At 53.6% G+C, this 17805-nt stretch carries 17 protein-coding genes; 5 read left to right on the forward strand and 12 right to left on the reverse strand.

Features of this window, described 5'->3' with window-relative positions; all coding sequences use genetic code 11:
* Positions 1 to 25: 25 nt before the first annotated feature.
* Genes mutM through MJO47_RS12895 form a run of 8 tightly spaced genes read right to left on the reverse strand, consistent with a single transcriptional unit; the run spans position 26 to position 8848 of the window.
* The gene (gene mutM, locus MJO47_RS12860; protein ID WP_253961518.1) at positions 26 to 847 is read right to left on the reverse strand and encodes a bifunctional DNA-formamidopyrimidine glycosylase/DNA-(apurinic or apyrimidinic site) lyase; all 822 of its coding nucleotides are present in this window, start codon (positions 845 to 847) and stop codon (positions 26 to 28) included.
* Position 848: 1 nt separating this feature from the next.
* On the reverse strand, positions 849 to 2210 hold the full coding sequence (locus tag MJO47_RS12865; protein ID WP_253961519.1) for a sodium-dependent transporter: 1362 nt from the start codon (positions 2208 to 2210) through the stop codon (positions 849 to 851).
* Positions 2211 to 2231: 21 nt separating this feature from the next.
* Positions 2232 to 2744 (reverse strand): YchJ family metal-binding protein, encoded by a 513-nt coding sequence (locus tag MJO47_RS12870; protein WP_253961520.1) that lies wholly within the window; start codon positions 2742 to 2744, stop codon positions 2232 to 2234.
* A 38-nt stretch (positions 2745 to 2782) separates the two neighbouring features.
* Entirely contained in the window at positions 2783 to 3640 is an 858-nt protein-coding gene (locus MJO47_RS12875; RefSeq protein WP_253961521.1) for an ABC transporter permease, read from the reverse strand.
* 54 nt (positions 3641 to 3694) lie between these two features.
* The gene (locus MJO47_RS12880) at positions 3695 to 4669 is read right to left on the reverse strand and encodes an ABC transporter permease (protein WP_253961522.1); all 975 of its coding nucleotides are present in this window, start codon (positions 4667 to 4669) and stop codon (positions 3695 to 3697) included.
* Between the two features lie 39 nt (positions 4670 to 4708).
* Positions 4709 to 6325, reverse strand: coding sequence for a peptide-binding protein (locus tag MJO47_RS12885; protein WP_253961523.1), 1617 nt, complete (start codon positions 6323 to 6325; stop codon positions 4709 to 4711).
* A 16-nt stretch (positions 6326 to 6341) separates the two neighbouring features.
* On the reverse strand, positions 6342 to 7133 hold the full coding sequence (locus MJO47_RS12890) for a DUF4292 domain-containing protein (protein WP_253961524.1): 792 nt from the start codon (positions 7131 to 7133) through the stop codon (positions 6342 to 6344).
* A gap of 20 nt (positions 7134 to 7153) precedes the next feature.
* A complete protein-coding gene (locus tag MJO47_RS12895) occupies positions 7154 to 8848 on the reverse strand; it encodes a tetratricopeptide repeat protein (RefSeq protein WP_253961525.1) in 1695 nt (564 codons plus the stop codon).
* A gap of 208 nt (positions 8849 to 9056) precedes the next feature.
* Between MJO47_RS12895 and MJO47_RS12900 the strand changes: the two genes are divergently transcribed.
* The 5 genes from MJO47_RS12900 (at position 9057) to MJO47_RS12920 (ending at position 14941) form a co-directional block, all read left to right on the forward strand.
* A complete protein-coding gene (locus tag MJO47_RS12900) occupies positions 9057 to 10598 on the forward strand; it encodes a bifunctional aminoglycoside phosphotransferase/ATP-binding protein (protein WP_253961892.1) in 1542 nt (513 codons plus the stop codon).
* Positions 10595 to 10849: a hypothetical protein gene (locus MJO47_RS12905; RefSeq protein WP_253961526.1), complete on the forward strand. Its 255-nt coding sequence runs from the start codon at positions 10595 to 10597 to the stop codon at positions 10847 to 10849. The genes MJO47_RS12900 and MJO47_RS12905 overlap by 4 nt, the downstream gene beginning before the upstream one ends.
* Entirely contained in the window at positions 10850 to 14065 is a 3216-nt protein-coding gene (locus MJO47_RS12910) for a SpoIIE family protein phosphatase (protein WP_253961527.1), read from the forward strand.
* Between the two features lie 94 nt (positions 14066 to 14159).
* Positions 14160 to 14495, forward strand: coding sequence for an STAS domain-containing protein (locus MJO47_RS12915; protein ID WP_253961528.1), 336 nt, complete (start codon positions 14160 to 14162; stop codon positions 14493 to 14495).
* A gap of 26 nt (positions 14496 to 14521) precedes the next feature.
* Positions 14522 to 14941: an ATP-binding protein gene (locus tag MJO47_RS12920; RefSeq protein WP_253961529.1), complete on the forward strand. Its 420-nt coding sequence runs from the start codon at positions 14522 to 14524 to the stop codon at positions 14939 to 14941.
* Here the strand turns inward: MJO47_RS12920 and MJO47_RS12925 are convergent.
* The 4 genes from MJO47_RS12925 to MJO47_RS12940 all read right to left on the reverse strand — a co-directional run bounded on the left by MJO47_RS12925 (position 14938) and on the right by MJO47_RS12940 (position 17796).
* Complete coding sequence (locus MJO47_RS12925; RefSeq protein ID WP_253961530.1) at positions 14938 to 15558, reverse strand: HAD family hydrolase; 621 nt, start codon at positions 15556 to 15558, stop codon at positions 14938 to 14940. The genes MJO47_RS12920 and MJO47_RS12925 overlap by 4 nt on opposite strands.
* The gene (lgt, locus tag MJO47_RS12930; protein ID WP_305882444.1) at positions 15545 to 16339 is read right to left on the reverse strand and encodes a prolipoprotein diacylglyceryl transferase; all 795 of its coding nucleotides are present in this window, start codon (positions 16337 to 16339) and stop codon (positions 15545 to 15547) included. Before lgt ends, MJO47_RS12925 begins: the two co-directional genes overlap by 14 nt.
* A 46-nt stretch (positions 16340 to 16385) precedes the next feature.
* The gene (locus tag MJO47_RS12935) at positions 16386 to 17309 is read right to left on the reverse strand and encodes an RluA family pseudouridine synthase (RefSeq protein WP_253961531.1); all 924 of its coding nucleotides are present in this window, start codon (positions 17307 to 17309) and stop codon (positions 16386 to 16388) included.
* A gap of 205 nt (positions 17310 to 17514) precedes the next feature.
* Positions 17515 to 17796: an integration host factor subunit beta gene (locus MJO47_RS12940; RefSeq protein ID WP_253961532.1), complete on the reverse strand. Its 282-nt coding sequence runs from the start codon at positions 17794 to 17796 to the stop codon at positions 17515 to 17517.
* Positions 17797 to 17805 lie beyond the last annotated feature (9 nt).

The raw sequence follows: 17805 nt of genomic DNA on the forward strand, positions 1-17805 counted from the left end.
CACATAATTCGGACCGACCTGCCACTCATGCCTGGCAGGAGGGACAGAAATAAGTGGAGCGGCCCGCCTGCACGATTTTGGTTATAGGCTTTCCGCATCGGGAACAGTTCTGGTTCTCACGGCCGTAGACAGCGAAAACAAATGGGAAATATCCCGGCTTTTCTCCGGTCACCGGTTCGTAAAAACGGTGAAGAGACTGTTGACCGCTCTCGATCGCACGGCTCAGAACTTTCTTCACGGCCACGGAAAGGCGATCGCATTGCACGCGAGTCAGTTGACCGGCGGCTCGCAAGGGCGATATCCCGGCCGCAAAGAGGGCTTCATTCGCGTAGATATTGCCGAGGCCGGCCACGACCTTCTGATCCATGAGGACATTCTTTACCGGGGCCGATCGACCGCTGAAACGATCCTGCAAAAATGCACCGTCTACTCTCGCGTCATCGGGTTCAGGACCGAGATCAGCCAACAGAGAGTGGCACAAGGGATCACCCTCGACCCATAAAAACGACCCGAAGCGACGCACATCGTTATAACGCAGACAGATATCGTTTTCAAAGACCAGATCCAGGTGATCATGACGATGGGCCGGGCTATCGGGGGAAACCATCCGAAAGAAGCCGCTCATACCCAAATGGACCAGCAAGGTGCCAGCACTCATCCGCAGCAGCAGAAATTTGGCACGGCGCTCCACTCTATGCACCACCTGGCCAGGCAGAATATGTACAAGCCGGGGATCGACCGGCCAGCGCAAATCCGCGTTGCGCAAGACCACATGGCGCACCTGCCGGCCCTGGATGGCGGCGCTTATTCCCTGACGGGTGATTTCGACTTCAGGCAGTTCCGGCATATCAGGGCCTGAACCAACCGATCTGATTGAGCAGTACCAAGGCAACAGCGCCCGGAGCGACATATTTTATTAAAACGTGCCACACCGGGTAGAGCCAGGGCCGATCCTTACCGCCGTCAAGGGCATCCTGCCGCCTGGAGCCTTTCCAGAACCAGCCAGCATAGACGGCGACGAAAAAACCACCGAGCGGCAGCAGATAGGAAGAAACGAGGGCATTGACGAAATCAAAGAAGGTCTGTCCGAAAAAGGGGGTAAACTCAGCGAGGCGGTTGAAGGAAAGAGCCGAGGGAATCCCGACGACGAAGGCGGCGCCGCCCAGTAACAGGGTAGACGCCCCCCTCCCCCAGCCTTTTTCGTCGACCAGGTACGAAACCGAGACCTCAAGCATGGAAATGGAAGAGGACAAGGCGGCAAATGAGAGAAGGAGAAAGAAGAGAACCGCGAGGACGGAACCAAAAGGCATCGTGGAAAAAACGATGGGAATGGTCTGAAAAACGAGACCTGGCCCGCTGTTCGGTTCCAGGCCGGCGGCAAAAACGACGGGAAAAATTGCCAGCCCGGCCAAGAGGGCGACCATGATGTCGAGCAAGGTGATCCGTACGGACAAAGAGAGCAGATCGGCCTTCTGGTCCAGATAGGACCCATAGGTGATCATGGTGGCAGCACCCAGTGAAAGCGTGAAAAAAGCGTGGCCCAAGGCATCCAGAAGTGCAGTGGGGGTGAGTTTGGCAAAGTCGGGCCAAAACATGAACTCAAGACCAGCCCTGGCTCCCGGCGAGAGCATGCCGCGCAGAAAGAGCAGCAACAGCAGCAGAAACAAAAGCGGCATCAGGATTTTACTCCAGCGTTCGATACCACCGCGCACTCCGCCAATCACGATGCCAACGGTAGCCACCAGAAAGCTCCCTTGCCAAAAAACAACCTGGGCCGGCGATGAAACGAGTTGACCGAAAAGTGCATTGATTTCTTCCGCACTGCGCCCTTGGAAGCCACCGGAAGCGGCCTGCAGGACGTAATCGAAGCTCCAGCCTGCCACGACGGCATAAAATGACAGCAGCAGAAAAGAAGAGCACACTCCCAACCAGCCAATAAAACGCCAACGAGTCCGTTTTTTCTCAAGGACAGCAAAACAGCCAACGGCGTCTCTCTGGCCGCGTCGGCCAATATGCAACTCGGCCATCATGATCGGCAGACCAACCAGCAGGATACAGACCAGGTAGACGAGGACAAAGGCGCCACCGCCGTTCTGGCCGGTAATGTAGGGAAACTTCCAGATGTTGCCAAGGCCTATGGCGCTGCCGGCCGCCGCCAGGATAAAACCAAGGCGGCTGGCCCACTGCGCCCGTGCGCCAGAACCCTTCATCTCTCTTCCTTTATCACCTGTCTAGAAATAGACTTTGTCCTTAACCCGATCGAAATCAGCCTTATCCAGATCGACCACAGCGCCGTCATAATCTGTTCGGTCCATTTTCTGACTGGAATGGTACCGCCACTCTCCATCCTCCCGATAGAAGAGCGAGAGTTCGAAACTCTCATTCAAAGTTCCTCGATAAACTGTCTCGAGGTAAAAGATGACGTGGGCGGCTGATTCAGTGATGTCCTCACGGATGATCCGGCACTGCCGGATGGAGAAATCCGAGGATAGATTCGCTTTTCCGTAATGGATATAGGCGTCGCGCTCGGGAAACTGCTGTCGAAAATGGGAATCGCCGTGGTAGGTGTCGTAAATCAGACCGAAATTGCCTTCGTCAAAGGCACGCGCTCTCGCCCGGACCAGACCGGCGGGTGAAAGTCCACGAAGATCCTCTACCGTTTGCCTTTGCAGCAAACAGCACTTTTTGTATTTTTTATCGCTGCCGCAGGGGCAGAGATCATTGCGACTGATTTTGGCGCTCATATAAACCTTGAAACAATAGTTGAAACTGGCCCCCGGGCCTACTCTTTCAGGCGCGGGTCAAGGGCGTCCCGAATGCCCTCACCCAGCAGGTTGTACCCGAGTACCGTAACGAGGATAGCCAAGCCGGGGAAAGCGGAAAGCCACCAGGCGGTGCCCAGGGTCTGTTTGCCGGCAATCAGCATGTTGCCCCAGGATGGCGTGGGCGGCTGCACCCCTATTCCCAAAAAGGACAGCGCACTTTCGGTCAGGATGGCGCCGGCCACCCCCAGGGTCGCCGAGACCAGAACGGGCGATAAAGCATTGGGTAGGATATGGCGAAAAATGATCCGCAGATCCGAACCACCCAGGGCCAGAGCTGCCAGGACGAAATCCCTCTCGCGAAGAGAGAGAAACTCGGCCCGCACCAGCCGAGCGACGCCCATCCAACCCGTCAATCCGATAATGATCATGATGTTCCAAATCGACGGTTCGAGAAAGGCGATGACGGCGAGGATGAGAAAAAAAGTGGGAAAGCAGAGCATGATATCGACAAAGCGCATGATGACGGCATCGACCCACCCCCCGTAGTAACCGGCCAGGGCGCCGACAAAGATGCCGATCAAGGTGGCGATGCCGACGGCAACGAAGCCAACCAGCAGCGAGATCCGGGCGCCATAGAGAATGCGCGTCATGACGTCGCGGCCCAGATCGTCCGTTCCCAGGGGATAGGCCAGGCCAGGAGACTGCAGCCGATGGGGGATATCGATGGCGCCGGGATCACCGCCGATCACAGAGGCCAGAAGAGCGAGAAGGAACATCCCCAGCACTATGGCCAGACCGGCCAGAGCCATGCGGTTCCGTCGAAACCGCGGCCAGAAGACATCGAGAAGGAAGGATTGTTTTTTGCCACTACCCATAGATACGGCCTGTTTCAAGGATACGGACGGCGACCCAGATCAAGACGCTATCCTTCAGGATTTGCGAATGCGCGGATCGGCCAGAGCATAGCTCAAATCAGCGATGAGGTTGCCCACCAGGGTTAAAATGGCGCCCATGACCAGAATGCCCATAATCAGAGGATAATCACGCATCATGACACCATCATAAAAAAGTTTGCCCATCCCGGGAATGGCAAAAATTGTTTCGAAGATAACGCTGCCGCCAATAAGTCCGGGCACGGACAACCCCAGAATGGTGATGACGGGAAGCAGGGCGTTGCGTAACGCATGCTTGTAAATGACCGCCCTTTCCGCCAGTCCCTTGGCCCGCGCGGTCAGAATGTAGTCCTGCCGCACGACCTCAAGCATATTGGAGCGCATATAGCGGGAAAAACCGGCCAGGCCGCCAAAAGCCGATACAAAAACCGGAAAAATCAGGTGATGCACCCGATCCCAAATCTGCTCTGCCCAGCCAAGATATTCGTGCCCCAGTGATTTGATACCGGCAATCGGGAACAATCCCAGCTGCACGCCAAGATAATCCATGAGCAGCAGGGCAAGCCAGAAGGAGGGAGTAGCAAAGCCGACAAAAACGAAAATGGTGGTCAAACGGTCAAACAGAGAATTGCGCTTGGTGGCGGCCAGAACGCCAATCGGCACCGAGACGGCCAGAATGAGGAGGATCGACAAAAGATTGATGAGAATAGTAATAGGCAGTCTCTCTAGAATCTTGTCGAGAACCGGGCGCCGATCCTGCGAAAAGGAGTCACCGAAATCGAGTCGTGCGAGTCTCCCCAGCCATTTGCCATACTGAACCAGCAAAGGCTGGTCGAGATCGTACTGGGCGCGCAGGCGCTCTTTCAACTCGACACTCGCCTCCGGATTGAGGTCGGTCTGCATATCGGTGGGTTCACCTGGAGCCAGATGAATCACGACGAAAGAGATCAGAGTGATCCCCAGCAGCAGCGGAACCATCATCAGGAGTCTTTTAAGGAGATACTGAAACAAGATCGGTCCTTTTCTGGGGCAGTGCCCGCCGGCAAAAGATCAGCGCGTGTACTTATGTTGGCCAGCGGGAACATACCACTCGATAAAATTGTGCATGATGCCGGCGGGTGCGGGCTCGATCCCCCGGAAGCGCTCGGCCACCACGGGTAGCGCGTCAGGAACATAGAGAAAGGTGTAAGGCTGCTCTTCCGCCAGGATTTCCTGAAAGCGGTCGTAAAGCTTTTTGCGCTCTTCCTGCGAAAGGGTCCGCCGCCCTTTCTCCAGCAGTTCATCGACCTCGGGATGGCGGAATTGAACGAAATTGAGTTCGCCGGGTCGGGTCTTGCTGCTGTGCCAGACGTTGTACGAATCAGGATCGGGGGGAATGGTCCACCCCAGGATGGTCGCATCGAAGTTGCCGGGGTTGATAAATTCCTTCAGGAACGAAGCCCATTCGATCACCCGCAAACGGACCTCGATCCCTACCTCACGCAGCCGCCGCTGGATAATCTCACCACTTTTGATGCGCTGATCATTGCCCTGGTTGGTGACGATGGTAAAGGAAAACGGTTTTCCCTCCTTGTCGAGAATGCCATCACCGTCGTGGTCCTGCCAGCCCGCTTCGGCCAACAGGGCCCGTGAGCGCTCAGGATCGTAGGCGTAAGTTTTCACCTGAGGATTATAGGCCCACGACCCAGGTTTGTAAGGCCCCGTCGCCACCTGTCCGAGCCCGAGCAGGACGCCATCGATCAGCTCATTCTTGTCAATCGCATAGGAGATGGCTTGCCGCACCCTTTTATCCTGAAAAAGAGCTTTACGCAGGTTGTAGCCCAGATAGGTGTAGCCCGATGAGGGGTAGCGGTATTTGTTGAAGCGGCGCCGGAAGGCAGGGGTTTCCGTCTGGGTCTCGAACTGAATGGGATTGAGCCCCATGTAATCGAGACCGCCGGAAAGAAGCTCCAGAAACATGGTCGACTGATCAGGAATGACCCGATAAAGAACCCTCTTGATGTAGGGTTTCCCTTCAAAATAATCCTCGTTGGCCTCCAGGACGATCTTTTCGCCGGGACTCCATTCTTTGAACACATAAGGACCGGTACCTACAGGCGCGCGGGACAGGGGGCTCTGGGTGATATCCTTTCCCTCCAGCAGGTGTCTGGGCATAATGGAGACGCCCCAACTGATGAGAGCGGTCGCCAGTGGCTCCTCGTAAGACACCCGAAACGTCAGAGGATCAGGAGCTTCGGCCTTTTTGACCAGACGATATTGCTCCGCGTAGGCGGTAGGTGTGTTGGGGTCGACGTATAACTGGTAGGTGAACAGCACATCGGCTGACGTAAAAGGCGTCCCGTTATGCCAGCGCACATCGGGGCGCAGTTTGAAGGTAAGGGTTCTGTTGTCGTCGGAAATTGTCCAGGACTCTGCCAGCTCGCCCTCGATGGTGAAATTTTTGTCGTAGCGCACCAGGCCGTTATAGATCAGCCCGTTGATATCGGAAGAAGAAGAATCGGAAGCGAGAACAGGCAGCAGATTGCTGGCGTCGCCAATGGAGCCCATCACGATCGTGTCACCGTAAGCCGGTTCGTTGGAAACCTCGTCATCCGGCGACGTTATATTCTGAGGGTCGCAGCCGGATAGAAAAAGGATCAGCGCGAAGAGAAGACAGAAGCGGCTCATGGGGGTCTCCGGAAAATCAGGGCAAAGGCTTTATGGTGACGCCAGTCGGTGCCGTCATCTTGAAACGTTCGTGAGCAATCGGAATATTGACCTCGACCTCCGAAAAGGCAACCTCAGCCTGGGTCTGTCCCGCCGGAATCTCCACACCGATGCGATAGGGGAAAGCCGGCAAGTTCGTATCGAAATCGGCATAGGAGACGGAAAGCAGCTTTTCCGCCTGTCGAAAATAAGCGGAAGACAGCAGCCGCAGATCGGGGCTGAAAACCGCCTCCTGCGAATACTGGTCTTCGGCATAAAGCGTGAGACGGTAATGGCCTTCCGGCGTAGAGGAAACCTCGGTACGCTGAAAATCCACCAGGGGAACCTGATATAGAATGATTTTGACCAGATCCTCCACTTCAAAGGGAAGTCGTAAAAACTTCCCCAGGTTTTCAGACGAGGGCTTGCCTTCATAGAATTCAGCCGAATGGGGAAGATAGACGGACAGGTGATCCCTGTTGCTGGCCAGCACCATGTAGGTCTGACCAAATGGCCCCATCACTTCAGTACGCAGGCTGTGAGGTTTTTCCGCCAGCACGACCTGGCTGACCCTGATCGAGCGATCCCGGGTGGAAACATGGACTTTAGCCAGGCCTTTGAGTGACTGAAAATAATCGCCAGATGCGCGCAGCCGGTCCAGAAGACTGTTTTCGATATTAGCCGGCATGGGTGGAGGCACAAAGGCCACCCGGGGGGCACAGCTGGCCAGGAAAACCAGAAAAAGGAAAAAAAGACCCAGACGCATAAGGCGTCGGTTCGACTTCGACACAATGATCCTCGGTGACACCGCTAGAGCCCCCGCAACTTTTCTTGGACCCCGGCAGCCTCAGGATCAATGCGAAGGACGTCTTCATAGGTCTGCCGGGCTTTGTCGAAGGCTCCGGCGGCCACATAGGCATCGGCCAGATGATGAAGAACCACCGGATCCTGGGGCAAGAGAGCGGCCGCTTCTTCCAGCGCGGTCACGGCCTCGGTAAAACGCTCCATCCTGAAATAAACCCACCCCAGGGTGTCGAGGATATGTCCTTCTTTCTTGACCGTAAGGGCTCTTTGCACAAGCTCCAGGGCTTCATTCAGATTCTCACCGATTTCCGCATAGTGATAGGCGATGAAATTGAGGGCTTCGGCATGTTCAGGGTCAACATCCAAAGCCAATCGCATAGTCTCGAGAGCCTTTGCTCGCTGTCCGTCTTTTTCATGCACAAGTCCCATCTGATAATAGAGATTGGCACTTTCGGGAAAAAGGGCCAGCCCTTTCTGCAGGGTTGAAAGTGCCTCCTCGTAGCGTTTTTCACCTTCATAAAGGGAGGCCAAAAAGGCATAGGCGTCGGCGCGTCCGCCACCGTGAGAAAAAACGTCTTCAAGAACCGTGATGGCTTGATCTGTGCGCTCCAGACGAAAGTAGAGATAACTCATGTGGTAGCGGGCATCAGCATAGAGTTCGGATTCTTCCGAAAGGGCGGAAAAAGCCTCAAGCGCCTGTTGCCAATCTTCCAGTCTCTCAAGGGCCGAGCCCAGGTAAAAACGCGCCTGTTCCAGGTGAGGATTGTTTTTTAGCAATGTCCGGAAGACCGCTGCCGCTTCCGCAAACCGTTCCTGCTCCAGATAGATCAGGCCTATTTTCTGCCAGGCTTCTGCTTCGCTCGGATTCAAGGTGACAATTCTCTGAAGCTCCGACAGCGCTTCGTCCAAGCGATTTTCAAGAATATAGAGACGAGCGAGACGGTTGAGCAGGGCAAAACTTTCAGGCAACGCGGCAATCCCCTGACGATAGAGCTGCAGAGCTTTGGCCGACTCTGATTTCCCCTCATAAAGACTGCCGAGTTCCACGTAGGCCGTTTCGAGATCAGGCCTGTTCCGTATCAATTCCAGATAGGACTCCTCGGCGGGGACGGTCAGGCCAATTTCACGGTAAATTCGGGCTTTGGTGAGCAGGGCCCCGTAAAAATCTGGGTTATCCGAAATCGCCTGCGTGAGAAGATCGATGGCCTTTTCGGTGTCGCCCAGACGAGCATGAGAGACCGCCAGTTCCAAAAGGGCATTTTCTTCCTCTGGATCCAGCTCAACGACCCGTTTGAGGTATTCGACTGCCTGTCTGTTGTTGCCCTTGGCAAAATGGAGACTCCCGAGAAACAACAGGGCATCGATATAACCAGGATCGAGAATAACAGCGTCTTCGGCCGCCCTGAGCGCACCTTCGTCATTCCCCTGATGTATGGCCATCTGCGCCTGGGCATACTTCAGAAAAGCGGAATCCGGGTCAGCCTCCAAGGCGCCTTCAAGCATCGCCTGCGCCCTTTCCAGATCCCGGTCTGCGACGGCCAGGCGATAAAGGCTGAAGTAATGAAGGGCCTTGGCCTGGCTGTCAGTAACCCGGGAGACGTAAGGCGCCTCCCGGACCATTTCCCGAGGGGCGGTAGTGGTCGAAACACAGCCAGCCAGTAAAACAAAAAGAAAAAAAACAACGGATATCCGAAGATTCATAGGAACTCCAGCCATGGGGCTGCGCCACCTTAAAACTGCCAAACCCACTGAAAATACGAGGCAAAACGATACCATACTCCCTATTGGGCGTCAATTTTTTTCCAGTCCAGCCCCTCCCTTTACACCCTTGTCCCTTCTGTTAAAATTTCTCGGTCTCCTATACAGAACAAGGCTCTCTATGGATGCACAGGCACTTCTCCATAAGGCGATGCTCACATCGGACTTTTATCCTGATGAAAACGGCCCGGTGACTTTTACCGAAACGCATATCTCCCGGCTCTATTTCACCTCTGGACACGTCTATAAAATCAAAAAGTCAGTAAACCTCGGTTTTGTGGATTTTTCCAGCCTTGCACAACGGTATCAATACTGCCTTGAAGAAGTCCGCCTGAATCGCCGCTTGTGCCCTCAAATCTACCTTGGCGTCCTGCCGGTTTATTACGGCGAGAAAGGCTATCAGTTAAAGGGACCCGGGGAAATCCAGGAATATGCCGTTCACATGAAACGGCTGCCTGAAGACCGTATGCTCGACCGGCAGATCAATAACAAGATCCCCCAACTCGAAAGGCACATGGAGCGTCTCGGGCACCTGCTGGCTCTGTTTCATAAAAACGCTGAGATAGTCCGTCAGTCCCCCCCTTTCTATCGACAAAAGACCGCCTACAACTGGAAGGAAAACTTTGCTCAGATCGAACCGTATGTGGGGCACACGATAGAAGCAAGAGCAATTGCCATTATCCGCGAATGGGTTGAGGACTTTATCAGCGAGAAAGATGCCGAGCTGGACGCCAGGGAAAGACGGGGCTTCGTGCGTGACGGGCATGGAGATCTGCACGCCGAGCATATCTGCCTGACCGACCCCATTTGTATTTACGACTGTATCGAATTCAGTGAACGCTTCCGTATAGGCGATATCGTGGAAGATACCGCTTTTTTGTTGATGGACCTGGAATTCAGGGGGCGATGGGATCTGGCCGAAACTCTTTTACAGGCCTACAGCGCCCGGATTGATCTGGGCGACGGTTGGGAGGAGCTGCTACCCTTCTTCAAGGTTTACCGGGCTTTTGTAAGGGGAAAGGTCGATTCAATTCTCGCGGGAGAGTCGGAGGCCGCTGAATCAGTCCGCCTGGATGCAAAAGTTCTGGCTCGCCGTTATTTCAATCTGGCCCTGGGATACCTTTGCCCTCAAATTCTAGTGTTAACCTGCGGCCTTATGGGGACGGGAAAAACCACGGTGGCGAGAGGTCTATGCCGGGCAATCCCTGCCCTGCACCTGCGTTCCGACGAGGTCCGTAAAGAACTCCATGGACTGCCTGTTCTAAGCCGGCAGGAAGATGCTTTCAACCAGGGGCTCTATACACGCAGTGCCACCCAGAAAACCTACGAGGCACTTCTTGATACGGCCGAAAGGGCTCTGCAGGAGGGACAATCTGTGGTGGTGGACGCCTCTTTTTCCCTGAACGACCAACGCTCCCGCTTTTTCGAGATGGCCCGCCATCGAGGCATCCCTGCTTGTCTGATCGTCACGGAATGTTCCGCCGAAACCGCCTTGGCTCGCCTTGACCGTCGGCGAGAACAGGAGATAGATGCCTCGGATGGTCGGCGGGAACTGTACGAAAAACAGGCTGCCCGTTTTGAAGCAATCCAGGAGGGCAACGAGGTTATAAGAGTCGACACAACACAAGATGTTGATTATACTATCCAGAAAATCTTGCAACGCATCATAGGTACCGCGGGGTCTCACCCATGAAAGATCACTATCCCATACAGCTCAGGGATGCCTGGATCCTTTTTTTCATCCTGGGTCTGGTGATGATCAACTTCCCCTTCATCCATATTTTCAATAAAGAAACCACCATCTTCGGGATACCTCTGCTTATCCTCTACCTCCTCGTGGGATGGCCTGCCTCCATTGCCGTGGTCTATTTTTTCACCCGGACCCTAAAGACCAACCACAATGGCGCCCCTCCCCAACCTGAAGACGAAAAGGATGCTCGCTGAGTGCTGCCTGTCGCTTTGGTCACATCGGTTACTCTCGCCTACTTCGGCCTGCTCTTCGCTGTCGCCTACTACGCCGACAGGAAGCGAAAAGCGGGGCAAAGCATCATTTCGAACAGTTACATCTATTCTCTCTCCCTGGCCGTCTACTTTACCTCCTGGACCTTTTACGGCAGTGTGGGGCGGGCCGCCACATCCGGTCTCGATTTTCTCCCGACGTATCTGGGGCCAACGCTTATAGCCTTCAGCTGGTGGATTATCCTGCGCAAAATGGTGCGTATCAGTAAAGAGCAGAATATCGTCAGTATTGCCGACTTCATAGCCAGCCGTTACGGTAAATCGGCCTTCCTGGGTGCGGTCGTCACGATTTTCGCCGTCATTGGCATCATGCCCTACATCGCCCTGCAGCTTAAGGCCGTCGCCTACACCTTTGATCTGCTCTCCGCCCCGCCGGAAGCCATTGGGCACGGTCTCAGCGATCTCATACCCGCCCTGCCCCCTTACATTGACACCGCTTTTATCGTCGCGTTGGTGTTGACCCTCTTTGGTATCCTGTTCGGCGCCAGACACCTCGACGCATCTGAGCGCCATGAAGGCCTGGTGGCGGCCATCGCACTCGAATCACTTGTAAAAATCGTTGCTTTTGTGTCCGTCGGTATTTTTGTCACCTACGGGCTCTTTGATGGTTTTTCCGACATCTTTGCAAAATTTCTGGAAACTTTTCCTGAACGCAAAGACCTTATCCTGCTCGGAACGGCTTCCATACCCTACCCCATGTGGTTTTCTCTGACCTTTATTTCCATGATGGCCGTGATGTTTCTGCCCCGTCAATTTCATATCATGGTCATAGAGAACTCCGACGAAAAACACATCAGGGATGCCATGTGGCGTTTTCCGGCCTACATGTTCCTGATGAATCTCTTCGTCATCCCTATCGCCCTGGGTGGATTGCTTCTTACCGGCGGGGAAGCCGCCGGCGCCGACTACTTTGTCGTCAGCCTGCCTCTGGTCACCGGACACCCCTGGCTGGCCATGCTGGTCTTTATCGGGGGATTTTCCGCTTCCGCCGGCATGGTCATGGTGGAGTCCGTCGCCCTCTCCACTATGGTACACAACTATCTGGTCATGCCGGTCATCAACCGTCTCAACTTCGGCGCACGGGATCTATCCCGCCTGCTGATCAACATCAAACGACTCGGCATTTTTGCCGTCATCTTTCTCGGCTATCTCTATTACCGACTGGCCGGCGAATACAGCGCCCTGGTCAATATCGGCCTAATTTCTTTCATGGCCGCTACCCAGTTTGCTCCGGCCATCCTGGGCGGGCTTTTCTGGAAAAGAGCGACCCGCAAAGGGGCTACAGCCGGTCTTATTTTTGGCTTTGCTCTCTGGTTCTACACGCTGCTTCTTCCTGCCTTTGTCCAGGCTGGTTGGCTGGAAAACCACATTCTCACCGATGGCCTGTTTGGACTTTCCTTGCTCAGGCCTCAAGAGCTTTTCGGCCTGTCCGGCTTCGACAAATGGACACATGCCCTCTTCTGGACCATGTTTTTCAATCTCGGGGCCTTTCTGACCTTCTCGCTACTGACCAAGCCCTGCAAAAGAGAGATTGAACAGGCCGACAAGTTTATCAATGCCTTTGAACCAACCAAGGAACCGCCCCAGCGCAAGAGGCTCAGCGGTGCACCTACCCTGGTTGAATTCATCGAACTGATGACCAAGTTTATCGGCGAAAAACAGGCCCACGCCGCCATGGCGGAATACCTTCATGACCGGGATATTGATGAGAAAGGGAGCCTGTCGGAATATGAACTTCCGGCCCTGAAAAGGTTCACGGAACGGACGCTGGCCGGGTCCGTCGGCGCCGCCCCCGCCAGGATCATCATTGAAAACTATCTGGCGACCAAAGGCAGCAAGATGGAGGACGTTTTCGACATCTTTGGAACTGTCACCCTCAGCAGAACAGCCAGTCGCGATCAACTCAGCGTCTTGTATGAATCCGCCCGCCTGGTGGCCAGCGGGGAAAGCCTGAAGATTATCCTGGACAATATTCTTGAACTTCTCCTTCAGCAGTTCAAATTCGACTTATGCGTCGTCCGCTTTCTGGACGACCAGACAAACACCCTGAGTGTGGTCAGCCAGAGGGGCAAAGCACGCACCAGGCGCGCTCTCTCGCCGCGGGGACTGAATCGTGAAACCTGTATCGGCGAAGCGTTTCTGGACAATAAAACCAAAATTGAAAACGACTGCGATTTACTGGACAAGCCGGAAGCCGAAAATATTGCCGGCCCCGAAGGTTTTCAATCCTTCGCCCATGCCCCAATTTCCATCGAAGGGCAGCCCATTGGGGTATTGTCTTGTTTTTCCCGTTCCTCCAAGGGGATATTTACCGAAGAATTCATCGAGCTTTTTGACAGCCTGGCCGGGCAGATCGGCGTTGCCTGGCGTAACGCTCAACAGACTGAAGATCTTATCAAGGCCAAGGAGCATGAACGCGAACTGCAAATTGCCAAAACCATTCAGCTTGGCCTGCTGCCCACAAAAACGCCCCAGATAGACGGAATCAGCCTCGCGGGCTTGTGCGTGCCCGCCCGTCAGGTGGGTGGTGATTACTACGATTTTCTTCCACGGGAAGACGGCAAACTGGATCTGGTGATTGCCGACGTCTCCGGTCACAACATCGGTGCCGCTCTGATAATGGCCGAAACCCGCACATTCATTCAGTCCCGCACCCAGACCATAGGCAACACCAGCGGGGTCATGACGGCCATCAACGAATTTTTTTATGAGGACCTTACTCGCGCCGAGCTTTTCATTACCATGTTTTATGTCAAATACGACCCAACTACCAAAACTCTCATCTATTCAAACGCAGGGCACAACCCCCCACTTATTGCCAACAAGCATCGAGAGACCTGCGAAAGGCTGGACGCCGAAGGACTCATCTTCGGTGTTAAACAGAATGTGGAATTTGAAGAGAAGAAAACCCCTCTGCAAAAAGGGGACGTGCTGCTGATGTACACGGATGGCCTGACGGAGGCAGCCAACGCCGACGGTGAGCTTTTTGGAGAAGAGCGTCTATGCCAACTGCTGGAGGCATCGGAAACCCTTCCTCCGGCTGAGATCATTGAAAACCTGCTGGACCAGATTCGACTGTTCACCGGGAATCGTCATTTTAACGACGATGTATCTCTCGTTGTACTAAAGATCAATGCGTAGGAAAAAAACGAGTCAATTTCCATAAAGTGTCGGATATGTTATAAACATTTCCGTTGGTTATTCAGGCCCATCCATCATCGACAGGAGACGAACTATGATTTTGAACATTGAAGACAAAGGCGCCGTCGTACTTATTGAGATCAAGGAAGAGAGACTGGATGCCCACAACAGCAGCGACCTGAAAGCTCAGATGCTCAATCTTTTTGAGGAGGGCAAGAATGACATTGTGGTGGATCTAGGTGAAGTCCGTTTTGTCGACTCCTCCGGGCTTGGCGCTCTGGTTTCTGGATTTAAAAACGCCAGCGCGCGCAACGGCAATCTCAAACTCAGTGGATTACAACCTCAGGTCCGTTCCATGTTTGAACTGACCCGTCTTCACCGCGTTTTTGAAATTTTCCCGGGAACGGAAGAGGCCCTGAGCAGTTTCTAAACATCCATTTTCCGGGGGGGATTACAATGGAAAAAATAGAGGTGGACATTAAGGTTCCCAATCAGACACGGTACCTGAGCCTGATCGGGAAAATCGGGGAAGGCCTTGCCATGACCCTGGAGCGATACAAGGGAGATCGGGAAGAGCTGGCCTATCACCTGAATCTGGTCCTGACAGAAGCCATGACTAATGCCATACGGCACGCCAACGAAGACGATCCCGGCAAGGAGTTGCACATCACTATCTCCATCATGGAGAAAACCCTTAAAATTCTCGTTTACGACGAGGGACAAGGGTTCGATATCAACTCACTCCCCTCACCTGACTTCAAAAATCTTGATGAACACGGCCGGGGCGTCTATATCATTCGCGCTCTCATGGATCAAGTCGTCTACCGAAAACACGGCAAAGGCCATGTGCTGGTTATGGAAAAGAAGTTTCATTAGCAGGCGAGGTAAGACACAAGTTCAGCATGTCCATGGATGGTGAGATCTCCTGCCATCATCCCTTTATAGGCCACGAATCGGACTCCCGCCCCCCGGGCCGCTTCGTGGTCCAGGTCTGAATCCCCCACAAAGAGCAGATCCCGGCAGGGTAGCCCCAGACGCTCCGCCGCCAGAAAAAGCATATCCGGATAGGGCTTGGGCCTGGGCACGTCCCGACTGGTCACCACCACCTGAAAAAATCGGTCGAGCTCAAAATGGCGAAGAATCTCTTCCATGCTGTTGCCGCGATTGGTCGCGACAGCCAGAGGGAAATTTTGCGCCAATGTTTCGAGGGTTGGGTAAAGGTGGGGCTCTGGGACCATAAAAGGGATAAACTGCCGGTAATCGAGTTGCGAGGCAACCTCTAAGGCAGCATCCACGCGAGCCGTCCCCAAAAGAGCTTTAAAGACCTGCGGGCTGGCTGCCGTGTGGCAAAGATGGGCGCGGCTGGTGTCTTCCGGTGTGACTTCATCGACGCCAAAGTGGGCAAGCACCCGGTTATAGTAAGCCAGGTTGGCAGCCCGGCTTTCAAAAAGAACCCCGTCACAATCAAAGATGAGACCGCTAACCTTGGACATGTCGTTTATTTCCTTGGTGGATAGCCAAAAGGCCCATCACACCGACCAGGACCATCGGCAGGGACAGCAACTGCCCCATGGTGGCACCGGCCCAGAGAAAACCGAGATGTTGGTCCGGTTGCCTGAAAAATTCGACCACGAAGCGAAACAATCCATACAATAGGAAAAAGGAAAAAAAAGGGATGCCGGGACGAGGATTTTTTCGGTGCAATAGCCACAGGACCACAAAAAGGACGAGCCCCTCCAGGAAAGCCTCATAAAGCTGACTGGGGTGTCTGGGCAGCGGACCGGCCTGCGGAAAAACCATGCCCCAAGGCACATCCGTCACCCGCCCCCACAATTCGCCGTTAATAAAATTGCCGACCCGACCCAACCCGAGACCAACCGCAGCGGCAGTGACCAGGATGTCACCAGTCAGCAACACGGAAAGCTGTCGACGCTTGCAAAACAACATCACCGAGACCACCACACCGAGCAGCCCCCCGTGAAAACTCATGCCACCTTCCCATATGGCCAGAATTTCCAGCGGATGCGAAAGATAATAGGAAAATTTGTAAAACAGGGTATACCCAAGCCGCCCCCCCAGGATAACCCCGAGGGCGGCATAGAAGAGCAGATCAGAAACTCCATCATGATCAATCCCCAGACTGCGCCGGCGAGACAAATGCCCGATGATGAAATAGGAAATAATGAATCCCAAAAGGTACATCATGCCGTACCAGCGAACGGCAAGGGGCCCGATTTGAAAAATGATCGGATCTATCTGAGGATAAGTCAACATGGGGCGTCCTTAAATGTTTGTATCATTCCAACAGAACAAAGCCTGATTATTCCGCCTGGGCCGAACTCGAGAGGGTTTCAATCAGACTATTCATATCGGGTGGCACAGGTGCCTCCCATTCTTTGATATCTCCATGCACGGGGTGAGGAAGAACTATCTTCCAGGCATGGAGCATCTGTCGGCCAATAGGCACAGGACCTAGTCGGTCAGGGCCACCATACCGGGTATCCCCGAGAAGGGGGTGTCCGATTTCCTTCAAATGGACACGAATTTGATGAGAGCGGCCGGTTGGGATTTCTACCTCAAGCAACGAACAGTCTGAAAATGACTGCAGAACTCGATAACGCGTCAGGGCTTGTTTACCTCCCTTTTCGACCGACTTCATGAGGTTGTCGGCTCGTCTGCGCGCTAAAAAAGATTGAATTTCTCCTTGGTCCTTCTCAGGGCAGCCATTAACCAGAGCAAGGTACCGTTTTTCAACCTGATGAGAAGCGATGGAATGGGTCAGGTTTTTGTGAGCTTTGCTATGAATAGAAAAAACAAGGACACCTGAAGTATCTCGGTCCAGGCGTTGAGCCATGCCGATTTCAGGTGTATCCTGAGGACGGAAAGGATTGGCCAGGTGTCGCAGAAGGGCCTCATAAAGTGTGCCTTTATAACGCGCGGGAGTGGGCTGGGTTTCGACTCCGGGAGGCTTATTGACTATAACGATATAGGAGTCCTGATAAATTATGTTTTTAGGGTTCAGGGAAAAGATGTCGAGCGGACGCCCATCAACATAAACTTCGATTTGTTCACCCGTCTGAACGGGGTAAGAACATTTTCGAAGTCGCCTGCCGGCGACGTGAACGCCGCCTATATCGATAATTTTACGAATTTTACTACGGGAAAAAGAATCATCCACAGCGGGAATAAATTGATCGATGCGCTGCCCGTGGTGTTCTTTCTGAGGAACAAATCTAAAAACCATAATCAACCCGCGCCAGGGGAAGAATCATTTTTCAAAGCATGAAATGGATTTTCCACCAGCAGTGCACCTGAATCGATCTCGTTTTTACGCCTATTCAAAAGCCCTATCCATGACATATGGACAGGGCTTATTTCGCTGACATACCAACAGAAAAGAACAAATGGTAGATTCACGAGAAGTGATTCACGGCTGTCGTGTCAAAAAATCAATCGGTATTGACTTTTTCTCTGAGTTCTTTGCCCGTTTTGAAAAAAGGAGTTTTTTTGGAGGGAATCTTGACGATTTCACCACTTTTGGGGTTACGGGCTTCGCGGGCATCTCTTTCACGGACGGTGAACGAACCAAAACCGCGAATTTCAACGCGTTCACCATCAATGAGCGCCCCACCAATACTGTCAAAAATTGTATTTACGATCAGTTCGGATTCTTTTTTGTTGAGAGAGGTACTCTCAAAAGACAAACGCTCAATCAATTCACTTTTGGTCATGACAAATGC

This window comes from Desulfuromonas sp. KJ2020 (assembly GCF_024197615.1).
Classification (GTDB): domain Bacteria; phylum Desulfobacterota; class Desulfuromonadia; order Desulfuromonadales; family SZUA-540; genus SZUA-540.